The organism is Fibrobacter sp. UWB1 (assembly GCF_002210325.1).
In the GTDB taxonomy this organism is placed as follows: domain Bacteria; phylum Fibrobacterota; class Fibrobacteria; order Fibrobacterales; family Fibrobacteraceae; genus Fibrobacter.
The window spans coordinates 43241-58624 of sequence record NZ_MWQL01000003.1 but is presented as its reverse complement, the minus strand read 5'-3'; the positions used below and the strand labels follow the sequence as shown (position 1 = coordinate 58624).

The following is a 15384-nucleotide window of genomic DNA, read 5'->3' as shown; positions in this document are numbered from 1 at the left end:
CTAATCCTCGTTAGGTGTAGACTAGCTATGCAGGTATTCTATGATTGCGTCGTGGATAGTGGTGAACACGCTGCGCAGTTCGTCTTCGTCTTCTTCCAGGAGTGTCACGCGGAATCCCTTCAAATCCGTGCAGAAACTTGTACTTGGCACAACGCAGATACCCTTTGCGCCAAGCAGGTAGTACACAAAGCGATAGTCCAGGTTCGTAGTCTTGCTGCACCATTCTTCCACCTTTTTCTTGATAATCGGATTGTCAATCTTCAAGGTCTGGTGGCTGTTCAGCGTGCCTTCACGGAAGATGATGGTGTTGTAGAATGCGCCGTAGGTCGGGTTGAAATACAGTTCCGGAATGTCGGAAAGGATTTCGTTGATGATGGCGCTTCTGCGGCCAATCTTTTCGTTCAAGGCGTCGCGGTGTTCCTTGAAGCGCTTGTCGCCAAGCACGCGGGGAATCGTCATCTGCGGGAGCGTGGTCGAGCAGACTTCCACCATCTTCGCGTTATCCAAAGCGCGGCAGAAGGCGTCGAACTGTTCGTCCTTGTCGCGGTTGTAGTATTCGGCCCAGCCGCAGCGAGCGCCCGGCCACGGGTATTCCTTGGAAATGCCCTTGAGTGCGATACCCGGGACATCGCCGATGTATTCGGCGAGCGCGTAAGCGTGGGCGCCATTGTACGTAATCTTGTTGTAAATTTCGTCGCAAATAATGAACAGGTTGTAACGCTTGGCAATGTCCACGATTTTCTGGAGGATTTCAAGCGGATAGACCATGCCTGTCGGATTATCCGGGTTCAAGATCAGAATGCCCGCGATGCTCGGGTTGTACTTTACCTTGTTTTCGAGCTCTTCCAAATCTGGATACCAGTGGTTTTCCGGCTGCAAACGGTAGGTAATCGGGGCCGTGTGGGCGTGAGCCGCTTCGGCAGAACTATGGGTCGAATAGGCGGGGGCAGGTCCAATAATACGGGTCGTCATCGAAAGTAGACCGTAAATCGTAGCGATTGCGTCGCCGAGGCCATTGAAGAACAGAATGTCGTCTACGCTAATCTGGGCGCCGCCGAGCTTGTTGTTTTCCTTGACCAGGAATTCGCGGGTCTCGAGCATGCCCTTGGAGGGGCAGTAGCCGTAGCTGCGGTTAGTCTTGACGAGGTCCACCACGATGTCCTTGATCCAGTCGGGAATCTGGCACTTCTTTTCAATCGGGTCACCGATGTTTTCCCAGTGGATGGGGAGGCCGAGTGCCTTGAGCTGGTTTGCCTTCTTCACGATCTCGCGGATTTCGTAAGAGAGTTCCTTGGCACCTTCGCTCAAAAGTCTTCTGCGCATTTTATGCTCCTATGGAGTTGTCGAAAAATCACTTGTTTTACGGCGTAATTATAGAATAATAAAACAATGAAATTTCTTTAAGTTAATGGTTTTAGTTGTGTTTTGGGTACAAATTTGATGTAACGAACGAGCTGTAAAAAAATAGGGCAGCCGTTTACGGGGCTGCCCTTGAAACTTGTTGTCTGGATTTAAGCGTTATGCTTTACAGATTTTGGTTTCTCTGGACAGCCCCATAATAGCTCGGGCTGCTGCCGGGCTTGCTGCCATTGCCGCTACTGCGGTGTTCTGTCCAAAGATTTTATTCATATAATCAAATATAGTTTGAAAATAGGGAAATTGTCAAGTCTAGAGGAATTTTTTATTTTACTGAAAAAAAACACATCCCACCTCTCATCACACACTTCACATTCCACACTCCACATTCTTTCCCCAAAGTGAACGACCTCAAACATCAAACCTTATTCGACCCTATTCGCCAAAAAGAGGTGCCTGCCACGCCCGAGGAGCGCGTGCGTCAGGCGACAATCCGTTTCTTGATAGACGAGGTTAAGGTCCCTCAGAACTTGATTGCGGTAGAGTTTGCGCTTTCGACGGTGGAGCCCAAGACCGATGACCGAGTGGATTTGTTGGTGCAAGATTTCAAGGTTTCCGGTAATTTAAAGCGCCCGTGGCTCCTTGTAGAATGCAAGGCTCCCGGCGAATACACTTGGCAAGCACTACAAGTGCAGCTGAACAAGTATTTGCAGATTCTGACTCCCAAGTACGTGATGTTGTCGCTTGGCGATGCGGTGCGCTATTTTGCGTTGGATGCCGCAACCAAGCGCTTCCTGAAGATTGATTCGCTTCCTGAATTTGAATAATGTGTAATGAGTAATGTGTGATGAGTAATTATACATTGCACATCTCACATTGCACATTACTTTACAACTGACTGTACGCTGCCGTCTTTAAACCTTGTGGTCAGCGTATCGCCGGGCTTTAGCTGGCTTTTATTTCGTACAAATTTACCATTTGCATCTAGCGTAAGCGTGTAACCCTTTGCAAGCGTTGTCTCGGGGTCGGCGCTTTTCACGCGGAGTTCGATGAGGTTGAACTTTGATTTTTCAAGGTCCAGAATTTTTCGGGAACCCTGGTGCAGACCTTCGCTGTCGCGGGCGATGCGTTCTTTCTCTCCTCTGAAAATAAACTGCAAGTCTTTTTGCATGTTGCTTCTGTAGAGTGAAAGTTTCAGGGCTTCTTTCTGAATCAGAGCATTTACTTTTTGCTGCAGGCGATTGCCCGTATTCGAAAGTTCTTGTTTATAGTCGTGAAGGGCTTCTTTTGTCTGCCCTGCAATTTCTTGTGCCGTCGAAAGCATTTTATTCCAGCTGTCCGCTACGCGGTCTATCAAGCGCTTGGCGGTATCGGTCGGTGTAATGCAGGACTGGTAGGCGACTTCATCCAAAAGGCTTCGGTCAATTTCATGACCGATTCCGGTAAATACCGGTAGCGGGTAATTGGCGACGGCGCGGCACAAGGCTTCGCTATCGAAAAAGTTCAAGTCTGTCTTGCTTCCGCCACCGCGGATAATGCACACTACATCCAGTTCCGTATCCTTGGCGAGCTCTTCAAGGGCGGCGAGTACGGTCGGTTCTGTGTCTGAGCCTTGCATTTTTGCGTAAGCAGTTTTCACCTTGAAGTTAAATGGCGATTCTGCAAGCTTAGTCGTAAAGTCCTTGTAGGCGGCTGTTCCTTCGCCGGTAATAAGTCCCACGCGTATTGGTACATCGGCGAGTGTCAAAGCCTTGTTTTTTTCGAGCAAGCCGTCTAGCGCAAGCCTCTTTAAAATCGCACTCTTGGTAAGCGCAAGTTCACCTAGAGTGTAAACGGGGTCAATATCCAGAATCTGCGCCTGCAACTTGCCGTAAGGCACATACAGGTCGGCCTTAATCAAAAAGCTGACTTTGAGCTGTTCTTTAAGTTCAAACGGTTGCGGGTAATTTTCAACTTTGGCGCGAATGGCTGCGAATTTGGCAGCAAAGCAGTACAACGGTACTGTCGCGAGCGGATTTACGTTCCCTTCTTCAAAGTCCGCAATACTCAGGTAAACGATTTTTGATTTTTCGTTAATCTGGGTAATCACGCCACGCACCCATACGGCAGGGGTTGATTCCACCTTCTGCTTCAAGGCTTTCATGTATTGCGTAACGGTGTAGGACTTGTTTTCGGTTTCCATGCGCAGAATATACTATTTTTAGGGCATGTCTAAAGTAGTTTCAGCCATGGAAGTCCGCCAGAATTTTGGCTCGATGTTGAATCAGGTTTCGCTCAAGGACGAAGAAATCGTCATTGAACGCGCCGGTAAGCCCCTGGCTCGTCTTGTAAGCGTTGACGCTCCGACGGCAGGGCTCTTGGATTTTCGCGATATCGGTAAACTGCCGAACCAAATCTGGGAAGATTAGTCCGCTTTTGCAATAATCGTGATGGTAAGCGTGTCGCGCATAGAGGGGTCGGCAACGCTTTGGGCAATCAGTTCAGCCTTTTCTCCAATTCCGTCTTCGAGCGCAATCAAGTAATTCGACGAAATTTCCTGCTCCTCATCGCAAGTTTCTGACTTGTAGTTACTGCTATTGTTCAGGTAGTCAAGCGTTTTGCAAGGCATGAACCAGGCAATGTCAGAACCGATAACCTTCCAAGAAGTCTTGGAATGGGCGGTCATCGTAAAGTCAAAGTCTTCGAAGCGCATGGTGTCGCCTACGGCAAGAACCTTTTCTTTCAACGTGGCGTCTTTTTCGGAATCGTAGAACTTCATTTCTTTCAAGAGACCGGGTTGCTGGACCATGGTGTAGAGCTGCAGCACATAGCGCAGGCTGTCAGGAATGCCCTGGTCAAGCGGGTCGGAATTCAAACGAAGATAATGCAGGTAATACGGGCCTTCGGGCATGTCTTCGTTCACAGTGAAGCTTCCGCCGTATGCACTACTGATTGTTGCTTGCGATTTCTTTTTCTTGTCTAGAATTTCAATAGATACGTTCTGGAAGTTTTCGTCGTTGTAGTTCTGGATCCAGTGTTTGACGATTACGGAATCACCCTTCTTGTAGTCGCCAATCCACACGAACTGTTCTTGACGTAAGTTGTATTTGTAAGTTCCGATGTCGTCTTTGGGACGAGTGCGTTCGTAAGCTTCGCCGGGGTACATGATTGAATCCGGATTCGAGAAGTATTCGCCCTGTTCCAGTTCGCGAGCCTTGGTAATGGTTTCGAAGAATGCGTACGGGCCGGTCCAAATGCTTGAGAAAGATTCGGGCTTGATCTTGATGGACCAGTTCACGGAATCGTTCGGTACCAGCATGGTGTCGAGATTCGTTTTCGAAGAACCGAGTTCCTTGTCGCCATCGGTAAGCTTGTAGAGAATGATATTTTCGCCAACGGTGGTGAGGTTTACGCTGTAGCCTTCACTAGCGGAGAATGCGATGGACACTTCCTTGGGGGCGTTGTCAATCAAAAGAATGCCGCGCAAGGTGTCGTTCATCTTCATGGAAATCTTTTCGTCTTCGCCGGTGTACTTGTAGTAAGACGTGTCGACGAGTACTTTGAGTTTCATGCTGGACTCGTCGCTGAATTCGCCTTCGACTTCAAGGAAGTAGTGGCTGTCGTTAAAGGTAACGAAGGTGTTGGAATCCCTGAAGGTGGCAGAAGAGTCTGCGCCAAAGCTAGGAATCAAGGAATTCCTGTAAACGGAGTCCTTGCGTGCAGCCGTCTTAGGGGCAGCCTTGATTGCCTGCAGGTAGTCGCCGTATTCGCTCTTGATGCGAATCTGTTCGCTCTCGATGTTTGATGTGCTTGCGAATACCTTGATGCGGCTTCCCTTAGGGAATTCGCCCAGGTACATCGGCAAAGTCGTTGCCATGCTGTCAAGGTAGATTTCGCTTTCGTCCATCTTGGAGGAATCGCCCTTGAACAGTTCCAGGTAAATGCGGAGCGTGTCGCCGAGATTGACTGTATCCTTGTAGTCAATGTCTGCGCGAGTGCTCAGGGAACTGCTCGACTTGAACGAAGGTACCGAGGAACTGGATTCTTCGTCTGAGGCAGAAGAACTGGAGTCGTCGCCGCATGCGGTCAAGGCGACGGTTATGAATAATGCTGCACTAAGGCTTGATAATTTCTTGAACTGCATTTGGTTTCTCCTAGTTCAGGATATAGAATTGCTGCTCGGCGGTGAATGCTTCACCAATCACGCGAAGAATGTACTTGCCGGTGGGGAAGGCCATAGCCTTAAATTTGAAGTGAGTCTTCTTTTCGCCGGCGAGGTCGCGGGCGGCAACCGTTAGCATTCGCTTGCCGAATTCGTTCACGATTTCGATTTGCACGAATTGCGGGTAGCCGACGGTCAGGTCGAAGTCGCATTCCAAACTGTATATGTCGATGTTTACCTTGGTAAGCGTATAACCGCCGTCCATGGCTTCGCCGCCTACAGAGCGAGAGTTGTCGAAGTAGCCGACATAGAGCGATGGCGCGAATTCCTTGCCTGCGGCAGCGCTTGCCAAAACAGTTTCGCCCGGTTCTACAGCGGTCAAAATCAGAGTGTAAAGCTGAGAAGGATGCTTGCGCTTAAAGAATTCGGTGAAGGTCGGCGTGCGCAGGAATGCGCCGAGAGGAGCCTTCGGGTTAATGGTGATAATGCCCAAGAAATCTGCGTACTTGGTGTCCACGCCGCCACCCGAGTTCTTACGGATGTTGAACTGGCCGCCCTTTTGCTGCGGGAGGTTTGCCGGAGCGTTTTCCCAGGTGAGTTCGTAGTCAACCCAGTCAACGCCCAACTTCTGGTCGCCAAAGTTCATGTCTTTGCCTGTTTCCTTAAGGCCAAAGATGTTCAGCTGTACGGGTTTCTTGATAGAATCCTTGTTGAATTCCAGCTTGAGTGCTGCATCAAACAACGGACCCGGCAATGCGGACAAGTCGAATCGCAGATAGATCTTTCCAGCGTTTCCGGTCGTCACGTTTGCAACATGCAATTCGTGGTCGGAGTTGTGCGGGCTGAAGTTGTCGAATTCCGAAATCCAGGTGGCGGCACCCTTACCGCTCGGGAATCCGTCGCCGGTGTTGTCGAGCGTGGTGTAGTGCAAGTCGAACACGTAAACCTTACCGGTGTCAGAGCCCGTCTGGTATCCGTCGTCGGCGGAAAAGATGATGTTGTAGCGTCCGCTTGCCGTAAATGAAACGTCGGTCTCGTAAGCCATGCTGTCCGAGAACACGACCTTTCCGGGGCCAAGTCCCTTCGTCCAGCGTACGGGGTCTTCGCAAAGACCGTCGCCACGACCGTCATCGACCACGGAACCCTTCATTCTTAGGAGATTCGGCTGCACAATCACCATTTCGTCGGGAATGAACGCCTGTGGTTTTTCGTTTGCGCCAAGTTTCGGAGCGTAACCCGTAAACAGCGGAATCATTACGCCGCCGTTGGGAGTGTGCTTCAGGTCTTTCCCGTACAGCGACTTGATTTTGGATCCCTTTCTGGATTCTTCGACAATGGTGGGGTAGGCGTTTCCGCGGGTAAGCGTTTCACGGAGGCCCGTCACCGAAAGTCCGGAGTTGTCGTTAATGAACATCGGGCGGTCTTTTGCCTTGTCGCTTGCAACGATTTCGACACCGATGAGTTCGGCATGAGCCTTGTTGAAGTTCTGGAGAATGGTGTTGCCCTTCTTGGCGGTAAGGCCGAGAATCCAAATAGAACCGCCGTTATTGGTAATCTTCGGACCCTTCGTGTCGCCAATCAAGGCGACCTGGCGTCCCCACAGCTTCTGGTAGTTCAGTTGGAGGGTTCCAAGCGTCACGTCTTCGAGGTAAATGTCTCCGCCGCCGACTTCGGCAGTTTCGAGCGAACGCACCATCATGTTTTTCAATAGCAGGTTGCGCTTTGCCTTCAAGATAATTCCGCTACCGAATTCAGAGAAACGTTCAATCGTGAGTTCGTTGAATGCTCCGGCTTCAATAATGAACTTGCCTTTACCGTCAATGCGGCCTTCGATACCGATAATCTGGCGAATGCGGTTGCGAATGTAGATGTCGCGGTTGATCGTCCAGCGGCCTCCCGGCGGGAAGTACAGCGTTTCGGCACCGTCATCAATAGCGTCTTGAATTGCCTTCGAGTCGTCGGATCCCGTGTTCGATTTTCCGCCGTAGTCGCCGGCAATGGTAATCCAGTTGTCGGGCTTCTGTTCCGGGAATGCCGGAGTTTCTGCAACGGCTAGGCGCATCGACTGCTTGGGGCTGTGGCAAAGTTGCTTGGTCTCTTGTGTCGAAAATTCAATGATTTCGCCCTGGATCATTTCCTCGTTGTAGCCTTTCTTCTTGGAATTGATCATGGTCTTGTAGCGCGAAACCTTCATGGATCTAGCAAACAGGTGGCTTTCGTTCAAAATGGCTGTAGTGGGCTTGACTTTTTTATTGCCGTTGTCGAATTCAAGCAGACCGTCAAGCAAACTCATGATGGCAAAATCGCCGTGATTGTAAACAGCAGGAACGCTACCCTTGAATCTCAGGGCGCGAACAGCAAGGTTCATGTTGTCGTTTTCAAGGCCGTATTTTCTCTGGCCGCCCATGGTTACATGTTCGAGCGTTGCCGTTCCCGTTTCGCCCTTGGCGTAAATGCCGATGTTAAAGCCGTTGATTTCGACATTCTTGATTAAAAGCGGACCAATACCTTCGGTAAAGCCGAGGTCAATGCCGTACACACCCAGGGAGTCGCCGGAATGGATCTTGACATTGTGGATTGTACCTTGGTTCGATGCGTTAAATTGGATGCCGATTGCGCCCGGGTTTCCTTTACCGGTACGGATAGTCATGTCGCGGACGGCATTTCTGTACTTGGGGCCGGGGCCTTCGCCTGTGAAAATGACTGCTTTGGGAAATTCAGGGTTGTCGAAACCGTAGGTGTTGTCTGCAAGTTGCAGAATAGTCCCGCCAATGCTTTGACCTTGCAAAATAGTACGTCGGCTCGAGGATTCCGGTTTTTTGGTAACAGGCCAAGTCAATCCATCGGTAATCTTGTAGATGCCGTGGGGTAAATAAATAATATAGTCGCCATCGGGATGGTCGTTCAACGCCCTCTGAATAGCTTCGGTGTCATCGGTTTTGCCGTCACCCTTAGCGTAGTATGGGTCTTTTGTGACATTAATAATCTTGGACGCCATGGGGAATTCCACCTGGGCGCACACAGAAACTGCAAAAAAGACAATAAAAAAGAATAGGGTCCTGTACATACTAACCTCATGTATAAATATAATTACAATTTCCGAAATCGGAATTCGGAAATGAGAAAAATTTGCTATGAATAAACTCGAAAATGTCTATTATGAGATCAAAAACTCCGAAATCATAACTCTGAAATCAGAATTTACTTGCATTTTTCGTACACAAAGGGGTTGTGGTCGCCCTGCACCTTGAAAATACGGCGGTCCCGTTCGCATTCTTTGTCTGTAACGGGGTACATCTTGTCCCAGGCTTCAAATAGTTTCCGGTCTTGTTTGGACAAATTAACGCCGTAGGTCTTTTCCATGTAAAGGCTTGCTCGGGCGATAATTCCGCGGGCTTCTTCGCGTGGCTGAGCTTTTTTTAGTTTGAAATCTACAATCGTCTTGCAGCCGCCATACATGGGCTCGGGGTCGTTTGTCCACTGGCTGTACATAAAGTTGTTGCGGTCCCCGTTGACTTCGCCAATGGCGGGGTACAGGTTGTGCATGTCGCCTTCCATAATCTTGAAGGTCGTGTCGTTGGCGCTACAGTTCTTGCGGCCTCCGTCGCGCCAGCAGGGGAGGTGCTGGCCCATGTTGTGGGCGGTGACCATGTGTTCCCACTCGATGCGTTCGGCGCGCTTAAAGCTCTTGCGGTTTGGATTTTCGCGCGGCTTGAAGTTACAGCTTGAAAAGTCGACGTTCTTCTTGTCGTCGTATCGGCATCCGCAGTAGAGCGTTTCTTGCAGTTCGCCGTAGTACACGCGCCTTAGCTGCTTGCTCGCGTCGCGGTAGTTGTAATGCTGCGGGGCGGCTGTAGGGTCTACGCGCGACCACGCGATAGCGATAAAAACTGCCAGAAGCAGTATTATTCCAAAACTTTTCATATAAAAACCATGTAGTAACGAAAAGAAATATAGATAACTATTCTAATGTGTAATGTGAGGTGTGAAATGAATTGTAGACAGTAGGAAGTTGACCGTTGGCAGTGGTTTTGCCATTACACATTACACATTACACATTACACATTTTTTAAATTTGGCACATGCAATCACCTGGTATGGATTATTTGAATTCTCGGCTCATGTTCGGTATGGTTCCGGGGCTTGAATCGACTCGAAAACTTTGCAACGCTCTCGGAAATCCTGAACGCTCTTTCAAGACCATCCATATCGTCGGTACTAACGGCAAGGGCTCTACTAGCTACTACCTCGCAGGCATCTTGCAGGCCCATGGCTTTAAAACGGGGCTTTTTACGAGCCCGCATCTGGTAAGCCTTCGCGAGCGCATTCGTGTAAACGACATTCCCATTAGCGATGCGGATTTGGACCGCTTGCTTCTCCAGGTGAAGGCTGCCGCCGAGCAGCTACAGGTGGAGCCGACCTTCTTTGAAGTCTTGACACTCGTCTCGTTCCTTTATTATGCCGAACAAGGTGTCGATGTGGTCGCTATGGAAGCGGGCATGGGTGGCCGCTTGGACAGCACGGCGGTTGCATGCGGCAACATCGTGGTGCTCACGAGTATCGGACTTGAACACACCGAAGTTCTGGGCCCCACCGAAAGCGCCATTCTTAAAGAAAAGATGGCTGTTGTCGAAGCGGACCATCGCCGCAATAAGACTTTTGTCGTTGGAGGCCTTTCCGAAGAATTACTGGCAGAAGCCCGTGCTTATGCAAGCGAACTTGGTGCAGAATGTATTGTTCCTGCGATTCGGACCGACATTAAACTCCCGAATTTGGGCCGCCATTACATTGAAAACGCAAGCCTTTCTTTGGCTGCCGCTGAATGCTTTGTAAAGGGCGCCGGCCGTCCTTATGACGAAGCCTTGGCCCTCAAGACTCTCGAAACCCGCTCTTGGGCGGGGCGCATGCAGCAACTCACCGACAAGAACGGAGAAGTACGCTACATTTTAGATGGCGCTCATAATTCTCATGCGGTGCGTCGCTTGGTCGAAACCTTGGCGGAGTATTACCCCGATACCAAGTTCCACTGCGTTTTTGGTGCTCTCAAAGATAAAGATGTGGGCGAAATGCTCAAGTTGATGGCTCCATTTGTAAGTCACTGGCATATTACCAAGACACCGTACCCGCGTTTCCGTGAATTGGACGATTTGCGCTTAGAACTTTCGAACTTGGGTTTGAAGGTGGCTAGCGAAGGCGAACTCAGTCGCGAATTTTTGGATCAGGTCGCCGAGACTGCCTACGCAGATAATAAAAATGTCCCCGTTTTGGTGACCGGTAGCCTCTATATGATCGGTGAATCGGTGCAGGCCCTCAAGGACGATTTTGATGGTTTGGCGTTTTTCCGGGGCCTAGAACCCTCGACAAACGAACACCGCTAATTTTGCGTAGAAAACAAATTCTGTAATCCGTTTTGGCTCCAAAACAAATCCTGTAAATCCAAAAGTTTTTCTTGTAAACTTTAGTTTTCGCAATTTTTGCGTTTTTATCGCCCAAAACGTGATTTTTATCCATTATTTCAAAAAATTTGCCGTTTTTTTCGTCTTTTTGCCCAAATTACTTGTATATTAGTATCAAAATTTTCCCAAAAGGCTCTTTTGGTGCATTTTTTGCTATCCAAAATCCTTTGGAACGTCATTGGAGATGATATATATGGCAGAAGACTTGCAATACCTTATGGAACGCATCCAGAAAGATGCTGTCGATAAAGCAGAAACCGAAGCTGCGGCAATCATTGCCCGCGCCAAGGACAAAGCGGCAGAAATCGTAAAGGCGGCAGAAGCCGAAGCGAGCGCCAAGCTCGAAAAGGCCGATAAGGACGCCGAAGCGTTTACGGAACGCAGCGAACGCACTCTGGAACAGTCTGCCCGCGACCTCCTGCTTTCGGTAGGCAAGAACCTTGAAAAGATGATTATGGATTTGCTGAACCTCCAGGTGGAAAAGTCCCTCGACGAATCCACCGTGAAGTCCATGCTTTTGACCCTTGCTAAGAACTATTCTTCCGACATCGAAGTGGATTTCTCTGACGCCGATGCCCGCAAGCTCAGTTCCTTTGTGATGGGCGAATTTGCCAAGCAGCTTTCCGCCGGCGTTAAGGTCGAAAGCGACAAGGGTGTCAAGTTCGGCTTCCGCATCAAGCTCGATGGCGGCAAAGTCACTCACGAATTTACTGAAGCGGCCATGGCCGATGCTCTCTCGGCCCTGCTCCGTCCGCAACTTTCCCGCGTTGTAAACGCCGCTGCCCAGGCCAAGTAGGTTAGCGATGAGCTCTCCTTCTTACCTGATGGCCTCTCTTCCGATGATTGAGATGGGCGATGTTCCGCCACTCTCCATGGAAGAGTTCCGTCACCGCTGCATCGGTGTGCTGTCCGATTCGGAAATCTCCGCTTTGGACGCCCTTCTCGATGACGGTGAATGCGAAGAATGTGACGACGAATTCGTTCGTGCCTACAAGGCCCACGAAATCCAGATGAAGAACGTTTCGGGTAGGCTCCGCGCTGCGGCGTGGGGTCCCGATGTCCGTTTTACGGACAAGTCCTTCCCGGGCTACGATGTCACTTTCGCAAAGATGATTCAGGACGCGTTTGCCAAGTCGAATCCTATGGAAAAAGAGCAGGATATCGACAAGGCCCGTTTCTGGCTTGTGGACTCGCTTGCAGGTGTGGGCGAGGGTACCGTCAAGCATGTTTACGCTTATGCTATCAAGCTGAAAATTTGTGAACGCTGGGCTCGCCTGACCGAAGCTGCAGGCGACAGCGCCGTGTTGAATGTTATTAATGCAAACGATCCTGCATACGCCTCTACGGCGGAGCAGGAATGACCGGAGGTCCATTTTCAATGGCTAGTATCGGAAAAATCATCGGCGTCAACGGTAACCTGATTCGCGTCAAGTTCGAAAGCGCCGTGTCCCAGAACGAAGTGGCGTATGCCAAGCTTACTCAGAAAAACAAGGACGGCAAGTCCGAAGTTATCCCCCTCAAGAGCGAAGTCATCCGTATCCGCGGCGACTACGCCGAACTCCAGGTGTTCGAAGACACCACGGGGCTCAAGACGGGTGACGAGGTGGAATTCACCGGCGAACTTTTGTCCGTAGAACTTGGCCCCGGCCTCTTGACCCAGGTCTTTGACGGTCTGCAGAACCCGCTCCCGAAGCTTGCCGAAGAATGCGGCTTCTTTTTGCAGCGCGGTAAGTACTTGAAGGCGCTCCCGCGCGACAAGAAGTGGGCGTTTACCCCGGTCGCGAAGGCGGGCGATGTGGTGGTCGCGGGCGATACGCTCGGCACCGTGCCCGAAGGCGTGTTCACGCACCGCATCATGGTGCCGTTCCGCCTGCTCGGCAAGTGGACTGTGGAATCGGTCTCTGCCGCGGGCGAATTCACGGTAGAAACTGTTGTTGCAAAGCTCAAGAACGCTCACGGCGAAACCCAGGACGTGACCATGGTGCAGACCTGGCCGGTGAAGATGCCGATCAAGGCCTACGAAGAACGCCTGCGCCCGAGCAAGCCCCTCACCATGCAGCAGCGCATTATCGATACGTTCTTCCCCGTGATGCAGGGCGGTACGTTCTGTACGCCGGGCCCCTTCGGTGCCGGTAAGACGGTGCTCCAGCAGCTCATGAGCCGCTACGCCGACGTGGATATCGTGATCTTGGCCGCTTGCGGTGAACGTGCAGGTGAAGTGGTGGAAACCCTCCGTGAATTCCCTGAACTGATTGACCCGCGTACCGGCAAGTCCCTCATGGAACGTACGCTGATTATTTGTAACACGTCTTCGATGCCGGTGGCTGCCCGTGAAGCTTCTGTTTATACGGGCGTGACTCTCGCCGAATACTACCGCCAGATGGGCCTGAACGTGCTCCTCTTGGCTGACTCGACTTCCCGTTGGGCACAGGCTTTGCGTGAAATGAGCGGCCGTTTGGAAGAAATTCCGGGCGAAGAAGCTTTCCCGGCCTACCTTGAATCCGTGATTGCCGCCTTCTATGAACGTGGTGGCGTGGTTCGCCTCAAGGACGGCTCTACCGGTTCCGTGACGATTTGTGGTTCCGTGTCGCCTGCAGGTGGTAACTTCGAAGAACCGGTGACCCAGGCTACCTTGAAGGTGGTGGGCGCATTCCTCGGCCTTTCCCGTGAACGTTCCGACCAGCGCCGCTTCCCGGCAATCCACCCGCTGGATTCCTGGTCCAAGTACGAAGGCATCATCGACAGCAAGAAGGTGGCCGAAGCCCGTCACATCCTCGCAAGCGGCGTGGACGTGAACAACATGATGAAGGTGGTGGGCGAAGAAGGTACCTCCATCGACGACTTCGTGATTTACCTGAAGTCCGAATACCTCGACTCCGTTTACCTGCAGCAGGACGCCTATAACGAAATCGACGCCGCTTGCTCTGCTGAACGCCAGAAGTACGTGTTCGACAAGGTTTACACTATCCTCAAGACCCCGATGAAGTTCAGCGAGAAGGACGTCGCCCGTACGTTCTTCCTCAAGCTCACTCAGTCGACGAAGGACTGGAACCGCGTCAAGTTCGATTCCCAGGAATTCAAGGACCTTGAACAAAGTATTTTTGCTTCCGTGAAGGAGGTTTCCGCTAATGCATAATGTGGCATACCATCGTATTGAACGCATCGCCGGTTCCGTGATTACGCTCCGTGCCGAAGGTGTTGCAAACCAGGAACTTGCCCAGGTGACAAGCTCGTTCGGAACATCCCTTGCCCGCGTGATCCGTATTGACGGCGACATGGTGGACTTGCAGGTGTTCGCAGGTGCCCGCGGTATTTCCACCGACTCCGAAGTGCGCTTCCTTGGCGAACCGATGAAGGTTCCGTACAGCGAAGCCTTGCTTGGCCGCGTGTTCAACGGTGCCGGCAAGCCCCGCGACAACGGCCCCGAAGTGGACGGCGAACGCATTACTATCGGCGGCCCTTCCGTGAACCCCGCCAAGCGTATCATCCCGAAGACGATGGTGCGTACGGGTATCCCGATGATCGACGTGTTCAACACGCTCGTGGTTTCGCAGAAGCTCCCGATTTTCTCTATCGCCGGTGAACCTTACAACGAACTCTTGGCCCGTATCGCATTGCAGGCCGAAGTGGACGTGATTGTTCTCGGCGGCATGGGCCTGAAGCACGACGACTACTTGTACCTGAAGGACTTCCTCGAAAAGAACGGTGCCTTGAGCCGTACGGTGATGTTCATGCACACCGCCTCCGACCCGATCGTGGAATGCTTGCTGGTGCCGGATGCATCGCTTGCCGTGGCTGAAAAGTTCGCCACCGAAGGCAAGAACGTGCTGGTGCTCCTTACCGACATGACGAACTTTGCCGACGCCATGAAGGAAATCGCCATTACGATGGAACAGATTCCGTCGAACCGTGGTTACCCTGGCGACCTTTACTCTCAGCTGGCCAGCCGTTACGAAAAGGCTGTGGACTTCGAAGGTTCGGGCTCCATCACTATCCTTGCTGTTACGACCATGCCTGGCGACGACGTGACCCACCCGGTTCCGGACAACACCGGTTACATTACCGAAGGTCAGTTCTACCTGCGCAAGGGCCGTATCGAACCGTTCGGTTCTTTGAGCCGCTTGAAACAGCAGGTGAACGGCAAGACCCGTAGCGACCACCGTACCATCATGAACACCATGATTCAGCTGTACGCAAGCTACAAGGAAACTTTGGAAAAGCAGTCCATGGGCTTCAACATGAGTAACTGGGACCAGAAACTGTTGAAGTATGGCCAGCGTTTCGAAAGCGAAATGATGGACCTTTCTGTCAACATTCCGCTGGAAAAGGCTTTGGACCTTGGCTGGGAAATCCTTGCTGACTGTTTCGCACCCGAAGAAACGGGTATTCCGACCAAGATGATCAACGAATATTGGCCCAAGAAGGGGTAAT

General features: G+C 51.2%; 12 protein-coding genes. 7 read left to right on the top strand and 5 right to left on the bottom strand.

Translation table 11 applies throughout. The features are described from left to right. Nucleotides 1-21: 21 nt before the first annotated feature. Nucleotides 22-1323 carry a pyridoxal phosphate-dependent aminotransferase gene (locus B7988_RS03450; RefSeq protein ID WP_073322273.1) on the bottom strand — a complete coding sequence of 434 codons (1302 nt, stop codon included), beginning with the start codon at nucleotides 1321-1323 and terminating at the stop codon, nucleotides 22-24. 485 nt (nucleotides 1324-1808) lie between these two features. Here B7988_RS03450 and B7988_RS03445 point away from each other — a divergent pair, with 485 nt between their 5' ends. Further along, nucleotides 1809-2183: a type I restriction enzyme HsdR N-terminal domain-containing protein gene (locus B7988_RS03445; protein WP_249268823.1), complete on the top strand. Its 375-nt coding sequence runs from the start codon at nucleotides 1809-1811 to the stop codon at nucleotides 2181-2183. Between the two features lie 56 nt (nucleotides 2184-2239). On the opposite strand, the gene xseA is transcribed toward B7988_RS03445, so the two are convergent. Then, nucleotides 2240-3538, bottom strand: coding sequence for an exodeoxyribonuclease VII large subunit (gene xseA, locus B7988_RS03440; protein ID WP_088656837.1), 1299 nt, complete (start codon nucleotides 3536-3538; stop codon nucleotides 2240-2242). A 25-nt stretch (nucleotides 3539-3563) separates the two neighbouring features. Here xseA and B7988_RS03435 point away from each other — a divergent pair, with 25 nt between their 5' ends. After that, on the top strand, nucleotides 3564-3764 hold the full coding sequence (locus B7988_RS03435) for a type II toxin-antitoxin system Phd/YefM family antitoxin (protein ID WP_073322267.1): 201 nt from the start codon (nucleotides 3564-3566) through the stop codon (nucleotides 3762-3764). On the opposite strand, the gene B7988_RS03430 is transcribed toward B7988_RS03435, so the two are convergent. The 3 genes from B7988_RS03430 to B7988_RS03420 all read right to left on the bottom strand — a co-directional run bounded on the left by B7988_RS03430 (nucleotide 3761) and on the right by B7988_RS03420 (nucleotide 9421). After that, the gene (locus B7988_RS03430; RefSeq protein WP_088656836.1) at nucleotides 3761-5479 is read right to left on the bottom strand and encodes a hypothetical protein; all 1719 of its coding nucleotides are present in this window, start codon (nucleotides 5477-5479) and stop codon (nucleotides 3761-3763) included. The genes B7988_RS03435 and B7988_RS03430 overlap by 4 nt on opposite strands. A gap of 10 nt (nucleotides 5480-5489) precedes the next feature. After that, entirely contained in the window at nucleotides 5490-8564 is a 3075-nt protein-coding gene (locus B7988_RS03425) for a glycosyl hydrolase family 28-related protein (protein WP_073322263.1), read from the bottom strand. A gap of 134 nt (nucleotides 8565-8698) precedes the next feature. Then, on the bottom strand, nucleotides 8699-9421 hold the full coding sequence (locus B7988_RS03420; protein WP_088656835.1) for an endonuclease: 723 nt from the start codon (nucleotides 9419-9421) through the stop codon (nucleotides 8699-8701). 173 nt (nucleotides 9422-9594) lie between these two features. On the opposite strand from B7988_RS03420, the gene B7988_RS03415 reads away from it, so the two are divergent. The 5 genes from B7988_RS03415 (at nucleotide 9595) to B7988_RS03395 (ending at nucleotide 15383) form a co-directional block, all read left to right on the top strand. Further along, complete coding sequence (locus B7988_RS03415; protein ID WP_249268822.1) at nucleotides 9595-10875, top strand: folylpolyglutamate synthase/dihydrofolate synthase family protein; 1281 nt, start codon at nucleotides 9595-9597, stop codon at nucleotides 10873-10875. Between the two features lie 271 nt (nucleotides 10876-11146). Continuing rightward, on the top strand, nucleotides 11147-11749 hold the full coding sequence (locus tag B7988_RS03410; protein ID WP_088656833.1) for an ATPase: 603 nt from the start codon (nucleotides 11147-11149) through the stop codon (nucleotides 11747-11749). A 7-nt stretch (nucleotides 11750-11756) separates the two neighbouring features. After that, complete coding sequence (locus B7988_RS03405) at nucleotides 11757-12314, top strand: DUF2764 family protein (RefSeq protein WP_088656832.1); 558 nt, start codon at nucleotides 11757-11759, stop codon at nucleotides 12312-12314. Between the two features lie 17 nt (nucleotides 12315-12331). Beyond that, a complete protein-coding gene (locus tag B7988_RS03400; RefSeq protein ID WP_088656979.1) occupies nucleotides 12332-14089 on the top strand; it encodes a V-type ATP synthase subunit A in 1758 nt (585 codons plus the stop codon). Next, nucleotides 14082-15383 (top strand): V-type ATP synthase subunit B, encoded by a 1302-nt coding sequence (locus B7988_RS03395; RefSeq protein WP_088656831.1) that lies wholly within the window; start codon nucleotides 14082-14084, stop codon nucleotides 15381-15383. Before B7988_RS03400 ends, B7988_RS03395 begins: the two co-directional genes overlap by 8 nt. Nucleotide 15384 lies beyond the last annotated feature (1 nt).

Bases quoted from the DNA above. Each gene is read 5' to 3' on its own strand.
- B7988_RS03450 (WP_073322273.1), bottom strand. From the start codon at position 1,323: ATGCGCAGAAGACTTTTGAGCGAAGGTGCCAAGGAACTCTCTTACGAA.
- xseA (WP_088656837.1), bottom strand. From the start codon at position 3,538: ATGGAAACCGAAAACAAGTCCTACACCGTTACGCAATACATGAAAGCC.
- B7988_RS03435 (WP_073322267.1), top strand. From the start codon at position 3,564: ATGTCTAAAGTAGTTTCAGCCATGGAAGTCCGCCAGAATTTTGGCTCG.
- B7988_RS03430 (WP_088656836.1), bottom strand. From the start codon at position 5,479: ATGCAGTTCAAGAAATTATCAAGCCTTAGTGCAGCATTATTCATAACC.
- B7988_RS03425 (WP_073322263.1), bottom strand. From the start codon at position 8,564: ATGTACAGGACCCTATTCTTTTTTATTGTCTTTTTTGCAGTTTCTGTG.
- B7988_RS03420 (WP_088656835.1), bottom strand. From the start codon at position 9,421: ATGAAAAGTTTTGGAATAATACTGCTTCTGGCAGTTTTTATCGCTATC.
- B7988_RS03415 (WP_249268822.1), top strand. From the start codon at position 9,595: ATGGATTATTTGAATTCTCGGCTCATGTTCGGTATGGTTCCGGGGCTT.
- B7988_RS03410 (WP_088656833.1), top strand. From the start codon at position 11,147: ATGGCAGAAGACTTGCAATACCTTATGGAACGCATCCAGAAAGATGCT.
- B7988_RS03405 (WP_088656832.1), top strand. From the start codon at position 11,757: ATGAGCTCTCCTTCTTACCTGATGGCCTCTCTTCCGATGATTGAGATG.
- B7988_RS03400 (WP_088656979.1), top strand. From the start codon at position 12,332: ATGGCTAGTATCGGAAAAATCATCGGCGTCAACGGTAACCTGATTCGC.
- B7988_RS03395 (WP_088656831.1), top strand. From the start codon at position 14,082: ATGCATAATGTGGCATACCATCGTATTGAACGCATCGCCGGTTCCGTG.